General features: G+C 69.2%; 19 protein-coding genes. 12 read left to right on the top strand and 7 right to left on the bottom strand.

From position 1 onward, the window contains the following. Window positions 1-2: 2 nt before the first annotated feature. The 7 genes from fliL to fliF all read right to left on the bottom strand — a co-directional run bounded on the left by fliL (window position 3) and on the right by fliF (window position 7,331). Window positions 3-518 (bottom strand): flagellar basal body-associated protein FliL, encoded by a 516-nt coding sequence (fliL, locus tag AC3WQR_RS08920; protein ID WP_492741778.1) that lies wholly within the window; start codon window positions 516-518, stop codon window positions 3-5. Window positions 519-635: 117 nt separating this feature from the next. Then, complete coding sequence (locus AC3WQR_RS08915; protein WP_492741777.1) at window positions 636-1,973, bottom strand: flagellar hook-length control protein FliK; 1,338 nt, start codon at window positions 1,971-1,973, stop codon at window positions 636-638. A gap of 19 nt (window positions 1,974-1,992) precedes the next feature. Further along, window positions 1,993-2,451 carry a flagellar export protein FliJ gene (fliJ, locus tag AC3WQR_RS08910; protein ID WP_062469337.1) on the bottom strand — a complete coding sequence of 153 codons (459 nt, stop codon included), beginning with the start codon at window positions 2,449-2,451 and terminating at the stop codon, window positions 1,993-1,995. Then, window positions 2,448-3,875, bottom strand: a complete 1,428-nt coding sequence (gene fliI / locus AC3WQR_RS08905; protein ID WP_492741776.1) for a flagellar protein export ATPase FliI — start codon at window positions 3,873-3,875, stop codon at window positions 2,448-2,450. Before fliI ends, fliJ begins: the two co-directional genes overlap by 4 nt. Window positions 3,876-3,879: 4 nt before the next feature. Continuing rightward, window positions 3,880-4,653, bottom strand: a complete 774-nt coding sequence (fliH, locus tag AC3WQR_RS08900; RefSeq protein WP_492741775.1) for a flagellar assembly protein FliH — start codon at window positions 4,651-4,653, stop codon at window positions 3,880-3,882. Further along, window positions 4,640-5,641, bottom strand: coding sequence for a flagellar motor switch protein FliG (gene fliG / locus AC3WQR_RS08895; RefSeq protein WP_062469343.1), 1,002 nt, complete (start codon window positions 5,639-5,641; stop codon window positions 4,640-4,642). The genes fliH and fliG overlap by 14 nt, the downstream gene beginning before the upstream one ends. Beyond that, window positions 5,634-7,331 carry a flagellar basal-body MS-ring/collar protein FliF gene (fliF, locus tag AC3WQR_RS08890; protein ID WP_492741774.1) on the bottom strand — a complete coding sequence of 566 codons (1,698 nt, stop codon included), beginning with the start codon at window positions 7,329-7,331 and terminating at the stop codon, window positions 5,634-5,636. The genes fliG and fliF overlap by 8 nt, the downstream gene beginning before the upstream one ends. Window positions 7,332-7,611: 280 nt before the next feature. On the opposite strand from fliF, the gene fliE reads away from it, so the two are divergent. The 12 genes from fliE (at window position 7,612) to motB (ending at window position 17,266) form a co-directional block, all read left to right on the top strand. Next, a complete protein-coding gene (gene fliE, locus AC3WQR_RS08885; RefSeq protein ID WP_159274393.1) occupies window positions 7,612-7,929 on the top strand; it encodes a flagellar hook-basal body complex protein FliE in 318 nt (105 codons plus the stop codon). A gap of 166 nt (window positions 7,930-8,095) precedes the next feature. Then, the gene (locus AC3WQR_RS08880; protein ID WP_492741773.1) at window positions 8,096-9,742 is read left to right on the top strand and encodes a flagellin N-terminal helical domain-containing protein; all 1,647 of its coding nucleotides are present in this window, start codon (window positions 8,096-8,098) and stop codon (window positions 9,740-9,742) included. 163 nt (window positions 9,743-9,905) lie between these two features. Further along, the gene (locus AC3WQR_RS08875) at window positions 9,906-10,271 is read left to right on the top strand and encodes a flagellar protein FlaG (protein WP_139700351.1); all 366 of its coding nucleotides are present in this window, start codon (window positions 9,906-9,908) and stop codon (window positions 10,269-10,271) included. Window positions 10,272-10,325: 54 nt separating this feature from the next. Continuing rightward, window positions 10,326-11,774 (top strand): flagellar filament capping protein FliD, encoded by a 1,449-nt coding sequence (gene fliD / locus AC3WQR_RS08870; protein WP_492741772.1) that lies wholly within the window; start codon window positions 10,326-10,328, stop codon window positions 11,772-11,774. A 14-nt stretch (window positions 11,775-11,788) separates the two neighbouring features. Continuing rightward, window positions 11,789-12,208 (top strand): flagellar export chaperone FliS, encoded by a 420-nt coding sequence (fliS, locus tag AC3WQR_RS08865; protein WP_070061560.1) that lies wholly within the window; start codon window positions 11,789-11,791, stop codon window positions 12,206-12,208. Then, window positions 12,208-12,573 carry a flagellar protein FliT gene (locus AC3WQR_RS08860; protein WP_223301366.1) on the top strand — a complete coding sequence of 122 codons (366 nt, stop codon included), beginning with the start codon at window positions 12,208-12,210 and terminating at the stop codon, window positions 12,571-12,573. Before fliS ends, AC3WQR_RS08860 begins: the two co-directional genes overlap by 1 nt. 31 nt (window positions 12,574-12,604) lie before the next feature. Next, window positions 12,605-13,834 carry a flagellar hook-length control protein FliK gene (fliK, locus tag AC3WQR_RS08855; protein ID WP_492741822.1) on the top strand — a complete coding sequence of 410 codons (1,230 nt, stop codon included), beginning with the start codon at window positions 12,605-12,607 and terminating at the stop codon, window positions 13,832-13,834. Continuing rightward, window positions 13,831-14,115, top strand: coding sequence for an EscU/YscU/HrcU family type III secretion system export apparatus switch protein (locus AC3WQR_RS08850; RefSeq protein WP_062469365.1), 285 nt, complete (start codon window positions 13,831-13,833; stop codon window positions 14,113-14,115). Before fliK ends, AC3WQR_RS08850 begins: the two co-directional genes overlap by 4 nt. Before the next feature lie 350 nt (window positions 14,116-14,465). Further along, the gene (gene flhD / locus AC3WQR_RS08845; protein ID WP_370680118.1) at window positions 14,466-14,834 is read left to right on the top strand and encodes a flagellar transcriptional regulator FlhD; all 369 of its coding nucleotides are present in this window, start codon (window positions 14,466-14,468) and stop codon (window positions 14,832-14,834) included. Then, window positions 14,831-15,421 carry a flagellar transcriptional regulator FlhC gene (gene flhC / locus AC3WQR_RS08840; RefSeq protein WP_070061562.1) on the top strand — a complete coding sequence of 197 codons (591 nt, stop codon included), beginning with the start codon at window positions 14,831-14,833 and terminating at the stop codon, window positions 15,419-15,421. Before flhD ends, flhC begins: the two co-directional genes overlap by 4 nt. A 62-nt stretch (window positions 15,422-15,483) precedes the next feature. Continuing rightward, a complete protein-coding gene (gene motA, locus AC3WQR_RS08835) occupies window positions 15,484-16,344 on the top strand; it encodes a flagellar motor stator protein MotA (RefSeq protein ID WP_307637195.1) in 861 nt (286 codons plus the stop codon). Between the two features lie 13 nt (window positions 16,345-16,357). Beyond that, a complete protein-coding gene (gene motB / locus AC3WQR_RS08830) occupies window positions 16,358-17,266 on the top strand; it encodes a flagellar motor protein MotB (RefSeq protein WP_139700362.1) in 909 nt (302 codons plus the stop codon). Window positions 17,267-17,303 lie beyond the last annotated feature (37 nt).

Genomic DNA, 17,303 nt, shown 5'->3' with positions numbered 1-17,303 from the left:
CGTCACTGCACGACGAAGGAGTTGAAGGACACACTCGCAATGCCCAGCTCGGGCAGGCCCTCGGCCAGCGGTGCGTTCAGCGCGCCGTGGATCTCCGTGGCCAGCCGGGCCTTGTCTTCCGAGGTGACCAGCGATTCGGGCGGGCGGTTCGACAGCAGCACCAGCAGGCGGCTGCGCAGCTCGGGCATGAACTCCACGATCTGCGCCTTGGCCTGCTCGTCGCGCACCTTCAGCGCCATGCCGATCTGCAGGAAGCGCGAGCGGCCTTCCGATTGCAGGTTGACGGTCAGCGGCTCCAGCAGCAGGAAGATGGGTTTCTCGGGCACCGGCGCCTTGGCCGTCTCGGCGGCGGCGTGCTCGGTGAAGCGGGGCAGCACGAAGACGTACGCCGCCGCGCCGGCCACGGCCAGGCCGAGAGCGGCCACGAGCCCGATCAGCAGTTTCGAGGTGCGGCGCGAGGCCGGCGGGTCGGTCGCGACCGACGCAGCCGCGGTGGCGGCGGGAGAAGAGGTAGCCATGGTGAAACGGTGGACGGGTCCGATCTATTCTTTGCGAAGTCGCCCGCCGGCGAACGGCCGAACAAGCGCACAAAGGCGCTTCACATCCGTTCATTGGGAGAGGCGGGCGGGGCGGTTTCAGGCGAAGGTGTCGACGCCCGGGCCCGTGCGTGGGGTGGCAACGGGGCGGGGTGCTGTCGTTGCCGTGCGGGCGATGTCGGTGGCAGCGGAAGTGCCCTGTGGTCGCCATGCGCCCTGTCGCTGGTGTTGCTGCTGCTGTTGCTGCGCGAACGCGGCGTCCTGCCCGAACGGTGCGCGCGTGTCCGCGCCGACCGAGGTCTGGCCCAGCGTGATGCCTTGCTCCGACAGGCTGGTGCGCAGCTGCGGCAGCGCGGCTTCGACGGCCTTGCGCACGCTCTCGTGCGCCGACACGAACGCGGCCTGCGCCTGGTGCTCGCCGACCGACAGCGTGACCTTCAGCGGGCCGAGGCCGGCGGGGTTGAGGTTCAGCTCGGCCGTGTGCGTGCCGCCGAGGCTCATGCGCGCGAGTTGCTGGCCGAGTGCGGGCGCCCATTTCTCGCTGCCGACTTCGGGGGCGAGCGTGTGCATGGCGGGGCGTGCGGCGGGGCTTTCGGTCGTGCGTTCGGAGGAGACGGTCGTGGGCTGTTGCAGCGCAAACGGCGTGGTGGATGGCGCCGCTCCGTCCTCGCCCGAGGTGCCGGCCGACACTGCGGCGACGGGGGCGGCTTCCGCTGACGCGGGCTTCGCGTCGCCGGCGGGCTGGGCCTGCGCTGCGGCTGCGAGCTGTTCGGTGGTGGTGGCGCTCACGGTGCGCGGTGCACCCGCGCGGCCCGGTGCGGCGGTGCCGACGGGCGGGCCTGCAGGTGCGGCCGCTGGCTTCTTGCCATCGACAGCCACCGGCTGCGCGGCCACGGCGGCGCGCACGATCTCGTACAGCGAAGGCGGTGCTGCGCTGTCGGCTTCGGGCGTCGCGCTTTGTGCGGCGGCAGTGGCGGTGGGCGCGGAAGCGTCTTCGGTGGCGATGGCGGGCGCGGGCGCGGGCGTGGCGGCGACATCGCTGCTCACTCGGACCGTGCCTGCAGGCAGGCCGGCTTGTGCGTCAGGCGTGACCGGCGCAAGTGAAGTTTCTGGCGTACCGCTGCCCTGCGTGGCCGCACCTCCCGCGAGCACCAATGCCTGTTGCGGCGTGACGGCTGCTGCGAGGAAAGCAAGGTCCGGCTCCGCAGGCTGCGCATCCCGTATCTCTTCCGCAAGGTCCGCCTTGCGCAGCGGCTTGGCATCCGCCACCACGGTGTCGGCATCCGACGCCTTCTCGGCCTGGCTCGCACGCGAACGTTCGAGCGCGGCACCGAACGCGCGGCCCTGCGCTTCGTCGGCACTGCGGCCACGTGCGCCGCCCTGCGCCACCGGCGAGGTGGCGGCAGGCGTGACGGTCGGCGGGATCATGGGAGGCATGTCGGTTCCTGGGGGAGATTCAGTGGGTGGGGTGCGAGGCGCGGTCGAAGAACTGGCGGGCGGCACGTTCGTCGCTGTCGCGCTGTTCGCGCTTGGCCTGCGCCATCAGCTCCTGCGCACGCACGCGATCGGCCAGCGTGTCGAAGGAGCTGAGGCGGCGCTTCTCGCGCTGCCAGTCGGTGCGGCCCCGGTCGAGCTGGTGGCCGGCCCGCTCGGCGATGGCGCGCTGCTGCGCGATCGCGTGGTCGAGCGTGCCGAGGAAGTTGCGGTAGTTGCGCCACTGCGACGACGGCAGGCCGCCGCGCATCAGCGTGTCCAGCTGCGCGTGGTAGTCCTGGCGGTACTGCAGCAGCAGCTCGAGCTTCTGCTGCGCGCTCAGGTGCGCGCTTTGCAGTGCGCCCAGGCGGCGCGCGGCGTCGTCGGTCTGGCTCTGCGCCAGGTCGATGAGCATGCCGAGGGGGAGCTTGCTGCTGCTCATGGGCGTCCTGGGGAAGGTGTGTTCGTGAACAGGCTGTCCATGTGGGCGATGGCCTCCTCGTAGCCGGTGCGTTCGTGCATCGACTGCTGCAGGAAGGCCTCGATGCGCGGGTACATCGCGATCGCCTGGTCCAGCTGCAGGTCGTGCCCCGGCGCGTAGGCACCGACGCTGATCAGGTCGCGGTTGCGCTGGTAGCGCGACAGCATCTGCTTGAAGCGGCGCACGGTGTCGAACTGCGCGGGCGCAATCAACGACGTCATCGCGCGGCTGATCGAGGCCTCGATGTCGATGGCCGGGTAGTGCCCGGCCTCGGCCAGCGTGCGCGAGAGCACGACGTGGCCGTCCAGGATCGCGCGCGCCGAATCGGCGATCGGGTCCTGCTGGTCGTCGCCTTCCGACAGCACGGTGTAGAAGGCCGTGATCGAGCCGCCGCGCCCCTGCGCGTCGCGCGCGCCGTTGCCGGCACGTTCGACCAGCGCAGGCAGCCGCGCGAACACCGAGGGCGGGTAGCCCTTGGTGGCGGGCGGCTCGCCCACGGCCAGCGCGATCTCGCGCTGCGCCATCGCATAGCGCGTGAGCGAATCCATGATGAGCAGCACGTCCTTGCCCTGGTCGCGAAAGTACTCGGCCAGGCAGGTGGCGTAGGCCGCGCCCTGCAGGCGCAGCAGCGGCGAGTTGTCGGCCGGCGCGGCCACCACCACGGCGCGCGCCAGGCCTTCCTCGCCCAGCGTGTTCTCGATGAAGTCCTTCACCTCGCGACCGCGTTCGCCGATGAGGCCGACCACGATCACCTCGGCGCTGGTGTAGCGGGCCATCATGCCCAGCAGCACGCTCTTGCCCACGCCCGAGCCGGCAAACAGGCCCATGCGCTGGCCGCGACCGACGGTGAGCATCGCGTTGATGGCGCGCACGCCCACGTCGAGCACCGAGTCGATGGCCGCGCGCGACAGCGGGTTGATCGGCGGCGCCGCCAGCGGCACCTGGCGCGCCACGTCGAGCGGGCCCAGCCCGTCGAGCGGGCGGCCGGCCGCATCGACGACGCGGCCGAGCATGCCTTCGCCCACGGGCAGGCGCTTGGTGTGGGCGTCGCCGGTCGCACCGGGCTCGCGCAGGCCGGGCCGTGCGAACACGCGCGCGCCGGGCAACAGGCCCGCCACTTCGGTCTGCGACATGAGGAAGAGGCGGTCGCCCGCGAAGCCCACCACTTCGGCTTCGGCATGGCGCTGCGGGTGGCCGGGCGGCAGTTCGATCAGGCAGTCGCTGCCCACGGGCAGCTGCAGGCCCACGGCTTCGAGCACGAGACCGACGGCGCGCGTGAGACGGCCCGAGGCGGTGGTGGTCGTGCTGCGGGCGACGTCGGCGCGCGCCTGTTCCAGCACGGCGCGCACGCTGGTCAGATGAGGGTTGGTGGCCGTCGTCTGCATCGGCTCAAGAAGTGTCGCCACGCAGCGCCGCACCCACACGCTCCCAGCGCGTGGCCAGGCTGGCGTCCAGCTCGCCGGTGGCCGACTGCACGCGGCAGCCGCCGCGCGCCAGGCTGTCGTCGGCACGCAACTGCCAGCCGGCCGCTTCGATCTCGTTGCTCAGGCTGTTCTTCACCAGCGCCAGGTCGTCGGGATGCAGCAGCAGGCGCGGTTCGCCGCGCAGCGCGGGTTCGGCGTGCAGCAGGTCGCGCACCAGCGGCAGCACCCACTCGGGCTCGGCCTGGTAGGTGCGGTGCACCACCTGGCGCGCCACGTCGAGCGCGAGCGCGAGCACGGTCTCGGCCAGTTCGGCCTCGGCGCCGCGCAGCGCTTCGGGCAGCGAGCGGGCCAGCGCACGCAGGCGTTCGGCGTGCACGCTGGCGGCGGCGAGGCCGGTGGCCAGGCCTTCGGTGTGGCCGACCTGGCGGCCTTCGGCCAGCCCGGCGGCGCGGCCCTCGGCTTCGCCCGCGGCGCGCGCTTCCTTGCGGATGCGGGCCAGCTCGGCGAGGTCGACCTTGGGAGCGGGAGGTGCAGCAGGCGGGGAAGGGCGCTGCACGGTTTGACGCGAGAGGGCCGTGCCCGACGGCGCCTTGCCATCGAGCGTGCCCATCTCCCAGCGCTCCCACGCCGACAGCGCCGGGGTGCCGGCGCCGGCCTGGCGCGCGGCCGCGTGGATGGCGGCGAGGCGCTCGCGCGAACTGTTGGAGGCGCCGAAGGCGCCGGGGTCAGACGAAGTCATCGGTGCCAGGCGCCGCGATCACGATCTCGCCGGCGTCCGCCAGACGGCGGGCGACCTGCAGGATGGCCTTCTGTTCGGTCTCGACCTGCGACACGCGCACGGGACCGCGCAGCTCCATGTCCTCGCGCAGCGTCTCGGCCGCGCGCTGCGACATGTTGCTGAGGAACTTGTCGCGCAGCTCCAGCGGCGCGCCCTTGAGCGCGATGATGAGCGAGTCGCTCTCGATGTCCTTGAGCAGGCGCTGGATGCTGCGGTCTTCCAGGCCCAGCAGGTTCTCGAACACGAACATCTCGTCGACGATGCGCTGGGCCAGCGCCTCGTCCTGTTCGCGCACATGGGCAATGGCTTCTTCTTCCACCGTGGTGCTCATCAGGTTGACGATCTCGGCCGCGGTGCGCACGCCGCCGAGGCGGCTGCGGCGCAGGCCCTGGCCCGCGAGCATCTCGGTCAGCACCTCGGTCAGCTCGTTCAGCGCCGACGGCTGCACGCCGCCGAAGGTGGCCACGCGCATGATCACGTCGTGGCGCAGGCGCGCGGGCAGCTTCTCGAGCACTTCCGAGGCCTTCATGCGGTCCAGGTGCACCAAGAGCGTCGCAAGGATCTGCGGGTGCTCGTCGCGGATGAGCTCGGCCACCTCGCCGGCCTCGAGTTCGTTCAGGCGCTCGATGCCGCCGTGCGGCTCGTCGGGCTGCAGGATGTCTTCCAGCAGGTTGCTCGCGCGGTCGTCGCCCAGCGCCTTCTTGAGCACGGCGCGGATGTAGCTGGTGGAGCCCAGGTGCAGCGCCGACAGCTGCTCGGTCTCCTGGCGGAACTCGGCCAGCACCGAGGCCAGCTCGTCGCGCGAGACCGCGCTCAGCTTGGACATGGCCAGGCCCAGCGCCTGCACCTCGGAGGTGGGCAGCAGGTGCAGCGCGGCGGCGGCGCGGTCTTCGCCCAGCGCCATGAGCAGGATGGCGCTCTTGCGGGTGCCTGCTTCGCTGCTAGTCATCGGAGTGCATCCAGTGCTGGATCAGGGCGGCCACGAGCTTGGGGTCCTTGTCGGCGGTCTGCTGGGCGTAGTCCATGTCGGCCTTCTGGCGTGCGGACTCGCGCTGCTGCAGGGTTTCTTCGGGCTCGGCCGGGGCCGTGCCGGTGGGGGCCACGGCGCTTGCATCGGTCACGGGCGGCGCGGGCGGCGGCGCGGCCAGGTGCCGGCGCATCAGCGGACGCCCCACGGCGAACCAGGCGAACAGCGCGAGCAGGCCGATGAGCAGGTAGGGGACCAGCGTCTTGCCGAACGCGAGGGTGTCGCGGTCGCGCCAGAAGGGCACGTCGAGCGCGGGGCCGGCCTCGCTGTCGCCGTCGCGGGCGAAGGCGCTGTTGACCACGTTGAGCGAGTCGCCGCGTTCCTGGCTGAAGCCCATCGCTTCCTTGGCGAGGTTGCGGATCTGTTCCAGCTCGGCCGGCGCGAGCGCGCGGGCGCTGGTCTTGCCCGCGGCATCGACCGTGTCGCGGTGGTTCACCACCACGGCGACCGACAGGCGCTTCACGCCGCCGGCAGCCTGCTGCACGTGGCGGATGGTGCGGTCGAGCTCGTAGTTGGTCGTGACGTCCTTGCGCGTGTTGCTCGGACCGGCCGGTGCAGCAGCGGGTGCGGCGGGCGTGTTCTGTGCACCCGGTGCGTTCGGTGGCTTGGGCGCGGTGATCGGCGCCGTCGGGTTCACCGGCGGCTGGTTCGACAGCGCACCCGGCACGCCACCGGGCGGCGCGCCGTTGTGCTGCGCCGATTCGCTGGACTGCTGGCTGCGGATCGCGGCCTGTGCCGGGTCCTGGTTGGGCCTGTACTTCTCGTCGGTGTGTTCCACCACCGAGAAGTCGATCTCGGCCGCGACCTGCGCGCGCACGTTGCTCGCGCCCACCAGCGGCTGAAGAATGGCTTCGATGCGGCGCACGTAGCCCTGCTCGATCTCCTGCGCGTACTTGAGCTGGCTCACGTCCAGCCCCTGGCTGGTGCCGCGCGCCGACGACAGCAGGTTGCCGCGCTGGTCGACCACCGTGACGTTCTTGGCGTCCAGGTCGGGCACGCTGGCGGACACCATGTGCACGATGGCGCTCACCTGGCCTTCGTCGATGCTGCGCCCGCGCATCAGCGTGAGCACCACCGAGGCCGAAGGCTTCTTCTGGTCGCGCACGAACAGCGACGGCTTGGGCAGCGCCAGGTGCACGCGCGCGGCCTCGATGCTGCCGATCGATTCGATGGAGCGCGCCAGCTCGCCTTCGAGCCCGCGCTGGTAGTTGACCTGCTCGGCGAACTGGCTGGTGCCGAACTTCTGGTTGTCCATCAGTTCGAAGCCCACGCCGCCGGCCTTGGGCAGGCCCTGCGCCGCGAGCTTCAGGCGCGTTTCCGCCACCTTGTCGCCCGCGATCAGGATCGCGCCGCCGCCCTCGGCGAACTTGTAGGGCACGTTCATCTGCTGCAGCGACGCGATGATCGCGCCGCCGTCGCGGTCCGACACATTGGTGTAGAGCACCTTGTAGTCGGGGCCGCGGCTCCACAGGAAGAAAGCGGCCGCCACCGTCGCCAGCGCCGCGGCGCCAATGATCAGCGGCAGCCGGGGCTGCGCGCGCATGCGCTCCAGCATCGGGGGCAGGCCGTTGGCGCCCGCCGCCAGGCCGCCCGTGGGCGCGGCCGTGCTCATCGGCGCGCCTTCGCCGGGGCCGTTGCGCCCTGCAGGGCCGGCGCCGGTGTGAGAGAGGGAATTCGGTGTTGGGATGTCATGCCGGTGGCCGGCGACGTCGTGCGCGGCCTGTGGTTTCGCGAACGATTGTCAGCAGGCGATGTGGAATTCGATCGGTCGAACAGCCGGGGGTTTTGCCCTCAGTTGCGCGTTTGAATGGGGGTCTTCCCTTGATACGCTGCCTGCCGGTTGGAGCGCTCGCGCGCTCCGTGTCAAGTCAGCTGGAAGTGAACTTTTCCCCATGTCCATCAATGCCATCGAATCCGTCCTGCAGCAGATGCGCGCCACCGCGCTGGCCAGCGGCATGGGGCCCGCGACGACTGCGCCGGCCGGCGCGGGCGGCTTCGCGGCCGAGCTGCAGCGCTCGCTCGCCAACATCAGCGGCGCGCAGCAGCAGGCCTATGCGCAGGCCGAATCCTTCGAGCTGGGCAAGCCCGGCGTGGCGCTCAACGACGTGATGGTCGACCTGCAGAAGGCCAACGTGGCGTTCCAGACCGGGCTGCAGGTGCGCAACCGGCTGGTGACGGCCTATCAGGAAATCATGAGCATGCAGGCATGACGAGGCAGGGGGCGGCAACGTAGAACTTTTTTCGTTGCGGCCCTAAAGGTTTGCGGACACCCGCCGATATCCCCTTCAACGATGGCTTGAGTCTCACCGTGGAAGCGGGTCCAGCGTTACGGCCGATGGCCGGAGTCCACAACCTTTTGTCAATCAGGAGTCGAACATGGCGCAAGTCATCAATACGAACAGCCTTTCTCTTCTCACGCAGAACAACCTCAACAAGTCGCAATCGGCCCTGAACACGGCCATCGAGCGCCTGTCGTCCGGCATGCGCATCAACAGCGCCAAGGACGACGCCGCCGGCCAGGCCATCGCCAACCGCTTCACCGCCAACATCAAGGGCCTGACGCAAGCCGCGCGCAACGCCAACGACGGCATCTCGATCGCGCAGACCACCGAAGGCGCGCTGACCGAAGTCAACAACAACCTGCAGCGCATCCGCGACCTGTCGGTGCAAGCCGCCACTGGCACCAACTCGGCCACCGACCTGGACTCGATCCAGTCGGAAATCGGCCAGCGCCTGGACGAAATCAACCGCGTGTCGGAGCAGACCCAGTTCAACGGCGTGAAGGTCCTGTCGGCCAACGCCGGCAAGCTGACGGTGCAAGTCGGCGCGAACGATGGCGAAACCATCGACATCGACCTGCAGGAAATCAGCGCCAAGACCCTGGGTCTGGAAAGCTTCAACGTGAACGGCACGGGCACGCTGAACAAGGCCGCCACCAAGGACGACCTGACGCTGGCTGGCGCTGTCGCCAACGGCGCACCGGTCAACGGCACGCAGAAGTACGACGTCACGGCCACCAACACGCTGGCCACGCGCTCGCAGCTGCTGGCGGGCGCCAAGGCGGGCGACTCGGTCGTCGCCGGTGGCTCCACCTACACCTACAACGCTGCGAAGTCCGCCTTCACCTTCGGTGAAACGGGCCGCACGAACGCCGCCACGATCGCTTCGCTCCAGCCCGCAGCGGGCGCGAGCAAGACCGCCACGGTCACCATCGGCGGCAACTCGCTGGACGTGAAGATCGACAGCGCTGGCACCATCACGGCGACCGACGGCTCCGCGCTGTGGGTGGACACGGCTGGCAACCTGACGCAGAACAACGCAGGCGGTACGGGTACGGCAGCCACGCTGACCAGCCTGACCACCAGCATGGCGGCTGCTGCCGGCACGGGCGGCACCATCAAGGTCGGCGGCACGACCTACACGGCCACTGCCGGTGCAGCCAACTTCGACGTGACCGGCGACGAAATCTCGGCCGCTGCGCTGAACGACAAGCTGGCCGCAGGTGCTGGTACCGCCGTGTTGGCATCGACCATCGGCGGCGTGGCAGGTGTCACGATCACTGCTGGCGGCACGGTTGCTGGCGCCTACGTGGGCGCCGACGGCTCGCTCGGCAACTCGCTCACCACCGTGTCGACCTACAGCGTGCACAGCAACGGCGCAGTGACCGACGGCGCTGGCAATGCGGTCTACGCCGATTCGGCCAAGGCCGGTGCCTTCACGCTGAACGCCCGCAGCGGCAAGACCTCGACGGTCGACCCGCTCAAGGCCCTGGACGCCGCCCTGTCGAAGGTCGACAAGCTGCGCTCCTCGCTGGGTGCGGTGCAGAACCGTTTCGACTCGGTGATCGCCAACCTCGGCACCACCATCACCAACCTGTCGTCGTCGCGTTCGCGCATCGAAGACTCGGACTACGCCGTGGAAGTGTCGAACATGACGCGCGCGCAGATCCTGCAGCAGGCCGGTACCTCGGTGCTGGCCCAGGCGAACCAGACCACGCAAGGCGTGCTGTCGCTGCTGCGTTGATTCGCTGAGACCGCCGGGCGCCCCTCACAAGGGTGGCGCCCGGTGCCTTGGTTTTTTGCTCGCAGGCCTTCGGGGCGACCCGAAGCCGCCTGCGTTGTCCTGTGCGGCCACGCTCGTGGCGAGGCCGCACAGGACAACGAACTCCAGAAGAAGAACGCAGACCATGTCCCAGCCCGTACCCGCCGCCTCCGCCGTGGAAAGCCCCTGGCTGCAGCAACTGCTCGCCGGCCGCACCGGTGGCGCCGCTGCGGCCGCCGCCGAGGCCACCGCACTGCGCAAGGCCGAGGCCGAGGTCGAGGAGGCGACGCCGGTGCAGATCGAGATGGCGGTGAAGTCCGTCAATGCGTCGCTCGAGAGCCGCTCGATCAGCCTGCAGTTCGAGGTCGACCGCGACACCGACAAGCTCATCGTCAAGGTGGTCGACCGCAGCAACGGCGAAGTCATTCGCCAGATTCCGACCGAAGAGGTCGTTCGCATTGCCAAGGTCATGGACCGGCAGGCCGGGCTGCTGGTGAGCCAGCAAGCCTGATCACGACCCGCTCCGGACCTCTTCATTTCATTCGCATTTCAGGACACCCCCGACATGGCATCGATCAGCAGCATCGGCGTTGGCGCCAACCTTGACCTGGGCGCATTGCTCACCCAGCTGCAGACGGCGGAGAACCAGCCGCTGGTGGCCCTGAAGGCCAAGCAGACCAGCTACAACAGCAAGCTCTCGGCCTACGGCACGCTGCAAAGCGCGCTCACCGGCATCCAGGCGGCTGCCAAGAAGCTGGGCGACCCGGCGCTGTTCCAGGCCATCACCGGCACGCCGAGCGTGAGCGGCATCCTGGCTGCCAGCGGCACCGACCCGCGCTCGGTCGGCACCTATGCCATCGACATCTCGCAGCTCGCGCAGGCGCAGTCGGTCATCGCGAAGGGCCAGGCCAGCACCACCGCCGCGATCGGCAGCGGCAAGATCACCATCGACTTCGGCAAGGTGTCCGGCGGCACGCTGGACCCGGCGACCGGCCAGTACACCGGCGCCACCTTCGACAAGGACGCCACGCGCATCGCCAAGCCGATCACCATCGATGCGACCAACAACACGCTGGGTGGCATCCGCGATGCCATCAACGCGGCCAACGCGGGCGTGTCGGCCACCATCGTGAACGACGGCAGCGGCACGCCCAACCGGCTGGTGCTCACCTCCACGCAGACCGGCGAGGCCTCGGCCATGCGCATCTCGGTGGACGGCGACGCCGCGCTGCAGAACCTGCTGGGCAACGACCCCGCCGGCACGCAGAACCTGAAGCAGACCGCCGCGGCGCAGAACGCCAAGCTCACCGTCAACAACATCGCCGTCACCAGCACGAGCAACTCGGTGACCGACGCCATCCAGGGCACCACGCTCACGCTGGTGCAGACCGGCAAGCTCAGCCTGGTGATGAAGGCCAACACGACGTCGGTGAAGACGGCCATCACCGATTTCGTGAAGGCCTACAACGCGCTGCAGAGCACCGCGAAGTCGCTCACGGCCTTCGACACCGACGCCAAGGCCGCCGCGCCGCTGGTGGGCGACTCGACCTTGCGCAACCTGCAGACGCGCATCCGCCAGGCGCTGGTCGCACCGCAGGTGGGCGGCCCGAACGACCTGAAAGTGCTCACGTCCATCGGCATCTCGTTCCAGAAGGACGGCACGCTGGCGATCGACAACGACAAGCTCGACAAGGCCATCGACACCAACCTGGAGGGCGTGGCGAAGCTGTTCTCCAGCGGCACCGGCAGCACCGCCGGCTACGGCAAGCAGCTGACGGCGCTGGTCGACGACCTCACCGGCACCAAGGGCGCGCTCAAGGTCGCCACCGACGGCGTGACGAGTTCGCTCAAGCAGCTGGACACCCAGTACACCGCGATGAAGGAGCGCGCGGACGCGACGGTGGAGCGCTATCGCAAGCAGTTCGTGCAGCTGGACGTGGCGATGAACAAGATGAACGGCACGCTGAAATACCTCGCGCAGCAGTTCGACGCGATGAACGCCAACAAGGGCTGAGGACAGGAAGCGACATGTACAGCTCTCACCACTCCCGCACCGGTGCCGGCGTCTACGCGCGCGTCGGCGTGGAGACGCGCGCCATGAGCGCGTCGCCGCTGCAACTGATCCACATGCTGTTCGACGGCGCGAAGACCGCCATCGGCGCGGCGCGCCTGCACATGACGGCCGGCGACATCGGCGCCAAGGGGCAGGCGATTTCGAAGGCCATCAACATCGTCGACAACGGCCTGAAGGCCAGCCTCGATGCCGAGGCGGCCGGCGAGGCCGGCGGCGACATCGTCGGCAACCTCTCGTCGCTGTACGACTACGTGGTGCAGCGCCTGCTGCTGGCCAACCTGCGCAACGACGTGCAGGCGCTGGACGAGGCCGACCGCCTGCTCGACCACCTGGCGTCCGCCTGGCGCGAGATCGACGACAGGCCTTCCAACTGATGATGCAGAGCGTGACCTGGGGGCAGGAACAGATGGCCGTGCGCAGCGAGATCGTCCATTGCTACGAGCAACTGGCCGCGTGCATCTCGACGATGCTGGCGCTGGCCCGTGCCAAGGAATGGGGGCAGCTGCCCGAGCTGGAGGCCCGGTGCTCGGCATCGGTCGAGCGCCTGAAGGCGATCCAGCCGTTGGCGTCGCTGGAGCCCGCGCAGCGCGACCTCGTGCTGCGCCTGCTCGAGCGCATCTGCACCGAGCAGGCCGAGTTGTCGGGGCTCATCAAGCCGCAACTCGACGACCTGATCCGCCGCATGGATTCGCTCAACCACCAGAAGAACCTGGGCAAGGCCTACGGCCTCGCGCACTGACGCGAACCGACAGGACGACACCACCGTGGCCATGCTGGGACTCACCGGACTGATCGATGCACTGAGGGCCGCGCGCCTGACGCCGCCGCTCGACCTGCTCGGCCTGCGGCCGGAGACCACGGTCGGTGCGCCCGGTGCGGCGGTGGCCGTGCCGAAGACGGCGAACGACGTGCGCCTGCCGTCGCGCGCGGCGCTGGACCGGCTGGTGCCCTCGGGCGCGTCCGGTGGCGAGGTGGCTGCGCCGCCTGCCGGTGGTGCGCCGCCTTCGATCGACACCCGCCTGTCGCTGGCCGCGCGCGTGATCGGCGCGGTGCTGGCCGACCTGCAGGCCGCGCCGGGGCCGGTGCGGGGCGAGGCGCCGTTGCTGCTGCCCGTCGCGCGCCAGGGAACGAACACCGCGGCACTCGCGGGCACGCTGGCGCAGACGGTGGCGGACAGCGGTCTCTTCTACGAATCGCACCTGGCCGAGTTCGCGGCCGGCACGCGCACGCTCGCGCAGATGGGGCGGGAGCCGCAGGCGCGCTGGGCGAGTCCGGTGATGGTGGCGATGACGACGACAACGGCGGCAGCGGGGCAGGGCGTGGTGGCTGCGGCGACGGCGCTGGCTGCGGTCGATGCTGCAACGCCGCCCGCGCCGAATGCGCAGGCGCAGGCCCCGCAGGTCGACGCGCCGGAAGCCGACATTGCGCAAGCAGCGCGTGGGGCCGCACGCAGCGAGACCACCGCCGCGCCCGCACCGGATGCGGCGCGCGTGCAGGCGGCCTACGGCCTCTCCGATGCCGCGCCGGAAATGCCTGCACCCCGCATCGCAGAACACGCGCGTGCTGCAGTCGACGTCGCGAGCCCGCCGACCCCGCGCAGCGCCGAAGTGATCCATCCGCAAGCCGTCACCGTCGTGCACCAGCAGCTCGACCTGCTGGCCAGCGCCGCCTTCCGCTGGAGCGGCCACGCCTGGCCCGAGGTGCCGATGGCGTGGACCATCGAGGAAGAGCCCGCCGGGTCCGGCGCACGCGAAGGCGAACCCGCCGAGGAAGAAGCCGCACGCCGCTGGTCGACCACCGTGTCGCTCGTGCTGCCGCGCCTGGGCGAAGTCGACCTGCGCCTGAGCCTCAGCGGCCCGACCGTGCAGGCGCAGCTGCAGGCGCGCGAGCACGCCACCGTGGCCCGCCTGCGCGGCGACGCCGGCCGGCTCGCGCAGCGCTTCGAGGCTGTCGGGCTTCAACTGCAGCAGCTGCAGGTCACGGAGAAGGCGCCGGCATGACCGATGACCTTCGCAACCGCCACAGCGCCGTCGTGCTCTCGCATGCGGACACGCGCAAGGCCCCCGTCGTCGTCGCCAAGGGCTACGGCGTGGTCGCCGAATCGATCCTGCGCGAGGCGCGCGCGCACGGGCTGTATGTGCATGCGTCGGCCGACCTCGTGAAGCTGTTGATGCAGATCGACCTCGACCGCCAGATCCCGCCGCAGCTGTACCAGGCGGTCGCGGAAGTGATGGCCTGGATTCACCGGCTGGAAGGCGGCGCCGAGGCGGCGGCGCCTTGATCGGCGGTTGTTCTATGGAAAGTCATTGACCTATTGAAAGACAATGAATAAAGCCGCCGATTAACGCTCGTCGGTGTTCGATAGTCTTTATAAATTCAATTGGCGAGGGGATTGCCAATTGCCGGAATACGCACGACCGTAACAATTGCTTGCGCTCCGTGACCGCGCGCCGGTGCCAGGACTGAAACCGCTTCCCCAGAGGGAGGCCTGAAGCCTTCCGTCGGAAACCGCGTCAAAACCCTTTTACTTTTTGGTCTACTTTGTCTTCGAAGTGTAAATAAGTGTGTATATAATGTATACATGTTGGATGGACGTGCGGAGTCGACATGGAATCGGAAATGGAAGTAGACGTGGAAAATTGCAATGTCAACGCAGGCGGCGTGATTTCGAAGGAAATCGGCGAGATCAATCTGGCCTACATGCTGCTCGCGCAGAAGCTCGTGAAGCGGGACCGGGCGGAAGCCATGTTCCGCCTCGGCGTGGGGCGCGAACTGGCCGATCTGCTCATGAACATGTCGCTCAGCCAGATCGTGAAGCTGGCCGCGTCCAACTTCCTGCTGTGCAGCTTCCGCCTGGACGACCGGCCCATGTTCGCGGTGGTCGGCGAGGGCAAGGAGCCTGCGCTGCAGCAGGCCCACATGTCGATCCTGATGAGCGCGCGCCAGGCACAGGCCCAAGCCCAGCCGCAGATGCGCAAAGCAGGTTCGGCCAGCGCATGACTGCCAAGAGCATCCTGGGCGAGGTGCGGCAGGTGCAGCTCGCGGTCGAGCTCATCGGCCTGGGTGCGCGCCTGCAGTTCCTGGAGGCCGTGGTCGCGCTCAGCCGCGAACGCCTGATCCGCCTGTACAAGGAACTCAAGGGCGTCTCGCCGCCCAAGGGCCTGCTGCCGTTCTCCACCGACTGGTACATGACCTGGCTGGCCAACATCCACTCGTCGATGTTCTACAACATCTACCGCTTCATGCGCGACGAGGCCGGCGAGGGCGAACTGCCCGCGCTCATCAAGGCCTACCGCCTGTACGCCGAGCAGGTCGAGTCGCAGGGCAGCGAGGTCGTGCTCGACTTCACGCGCGCCGAGACCATGGTGCGTTTCTTCGACAGCGACATGCTGCAGCTGAGCCCGTGCAGCCGCTGCGGCGGCCACTTCGTGGCGCATGCCCACGACCACAAGCACGGCTACGTGTGCGTGCTGTGCCGCCCGCCTTCGCGCGCGGGCAAGGCGCGCAAGCCCAAGCTCGAACCGGTGCGCCGCGGCGGCCTCATTGCCGGCGGCCCGGTGCTCGACATCGGCGGCGCCGTCTCGTGAAAGTGCCCCGGCGCCCGGCGCGGGTTTTTTGTTTTGGACGCCTCAGGGCATAGGGGAAGCGCGTGCTGGTTCTGGTGGGATATCTGGTGGTGATCGGCGCCGTCTTCGGCGGCTACGGCCTCATGGGCGGGCATTTCGGCGTGCTGTTCCAGCCCGTGGAGTTGCTCATGATCGGCGGCTCCGCGCTCGGCGCGTTCATCGCGGGCAACAACGGCAAGACCATCAAGGCGACCATCCGGGAGTTGCCGCTCTTGCTGCGTTCTTCCAAGCACAACCGCCAGCTCTACATGGACCTTCTGGCGCTCCTGTACGAGCTGCTCGCCAAGGCCCGCAAGGAGGGCATGATGAAGCTCGAGTCCGACGTGGAGGCGCCGGAGCAAAGCGAGATCTTCGGCCGCTACCCCACCATCCTGGCGCACGAGGGCATCACCGTCTTCCTGTGCGACTACCTGCGCCTGGTCATCAGCGGCAACACCGACGCCCACGAGATCGAGGCCCTCATGGACCACGAGATCGAGACGATCCGCCACGAGGCCGCCGTGCCCGGCCACAGCCTCTCGCGCGTGGGCGACGCGCTGCCCGCGCTGGGCATCGTCGCGGCCGTGATGGGCGTGGTGCATGCGCTGGGCTCGGCCCACCTGCCGCCGTCGGAAATGGGCGCGCTCATCGCACACGCCATGGTCGGCACCTTCCTGGGCGTGCTGCTGGCCTACGGCTTCGTGTCGCCGCTGGCCTCGCTGATCGAGCAGAAGGTCGAAGAGGGCATGAAGATCTACCAGTGCGCCAAGGTCACGCTGCTGGCCAGCCTGAACGGCTACGCGCCGCAGCTGGCCGTGGAGTTCGGCCGCAAGGTGCTGTTCTCGACCGAGCGTCCCTCGTTCACCGAGCTGGACGACCACGTGCGCGAAGTCAAGGCACGCTGACCCTGCGACGGCCATGAGCGACGCGAAGCCCCGCATCATCATCAAGCGCGCCCACGGCGGCGGGCACGGCGGCGGCCATGCGGGCGGCGGCTGGAAGATCGCCTACGCCGACTTCATGACGGCCATGATGGCTTTCTTTCTCGTCATGTGGCTGCTGTCGATCTCCAGCCCCAAGCAGCGCGAAGGCATTGCCGAGCACTTTCGCATGCCGCTGCGCGTGGCGCTGGCCGGCGGCGACAAGAGCAGCATGAGCACCAGCATGATCCCCGGCGGCGGCGCCGACGTGATGCATGCCGAGGGCGAGGTGCGCCACACCGAAGCCGACAGCGAGGACGCGGCCGACGCCAGCCGCCTGGCCGAGATGAAGAAGAAGCTCGACGAGCTGATCGAGAAGAGCCCGGTGTTCCAGCAGTTCCGCTCGCAGATCCTCATCGACATCACGACCGAAGGCCTGCGCCTGCAGATCGTGGACAGCGAGAACCGCCCGATGTTCGAGCTGGCCAGCGCCCGCGTGGTGCCGCACATGCGCGCCATTCTTCGCGAGCTGGCGCCCGTGCTCAACGGCCTGCCCAACAAGCTCACGCTGTCGGGCCACACCGACGCCATCGTCTACACCAACGACCGCGCGTACGGCAACTGGGAGCTCTCGGCCGACCGCGCCAATGCCTCGCGCCGCGAACTGGTGACCGGCGGCATGACCGAGGACAAGGTGCTGCGCGTGATCGGCCTGGCCGACAGCATGCACCTGGACCGCGCCGACCCGCGCAACCCCATCAACCGCCGCATCAGCATCATCTTGCTGAACCACCGCACGCAGGAGCGCATCGAGCGCGAGAACAGCAACGACGCCGGCGCCACGCGCATCGGCCTGCCGCCACCGGCCGCGCAGGCGCGCACGGCGGCAGGACACACGGCGGGATAACAAGAACAAGGAAGCGGCCTGCGTGCGTGAATGTGCG

This window comes from Variovorax sp. FW305-3-2-15-B-LB1, assembly GCF_058787635.1.
This window is presented reverse-complemented; position numbering and strand designations above follow the sequence as displayed.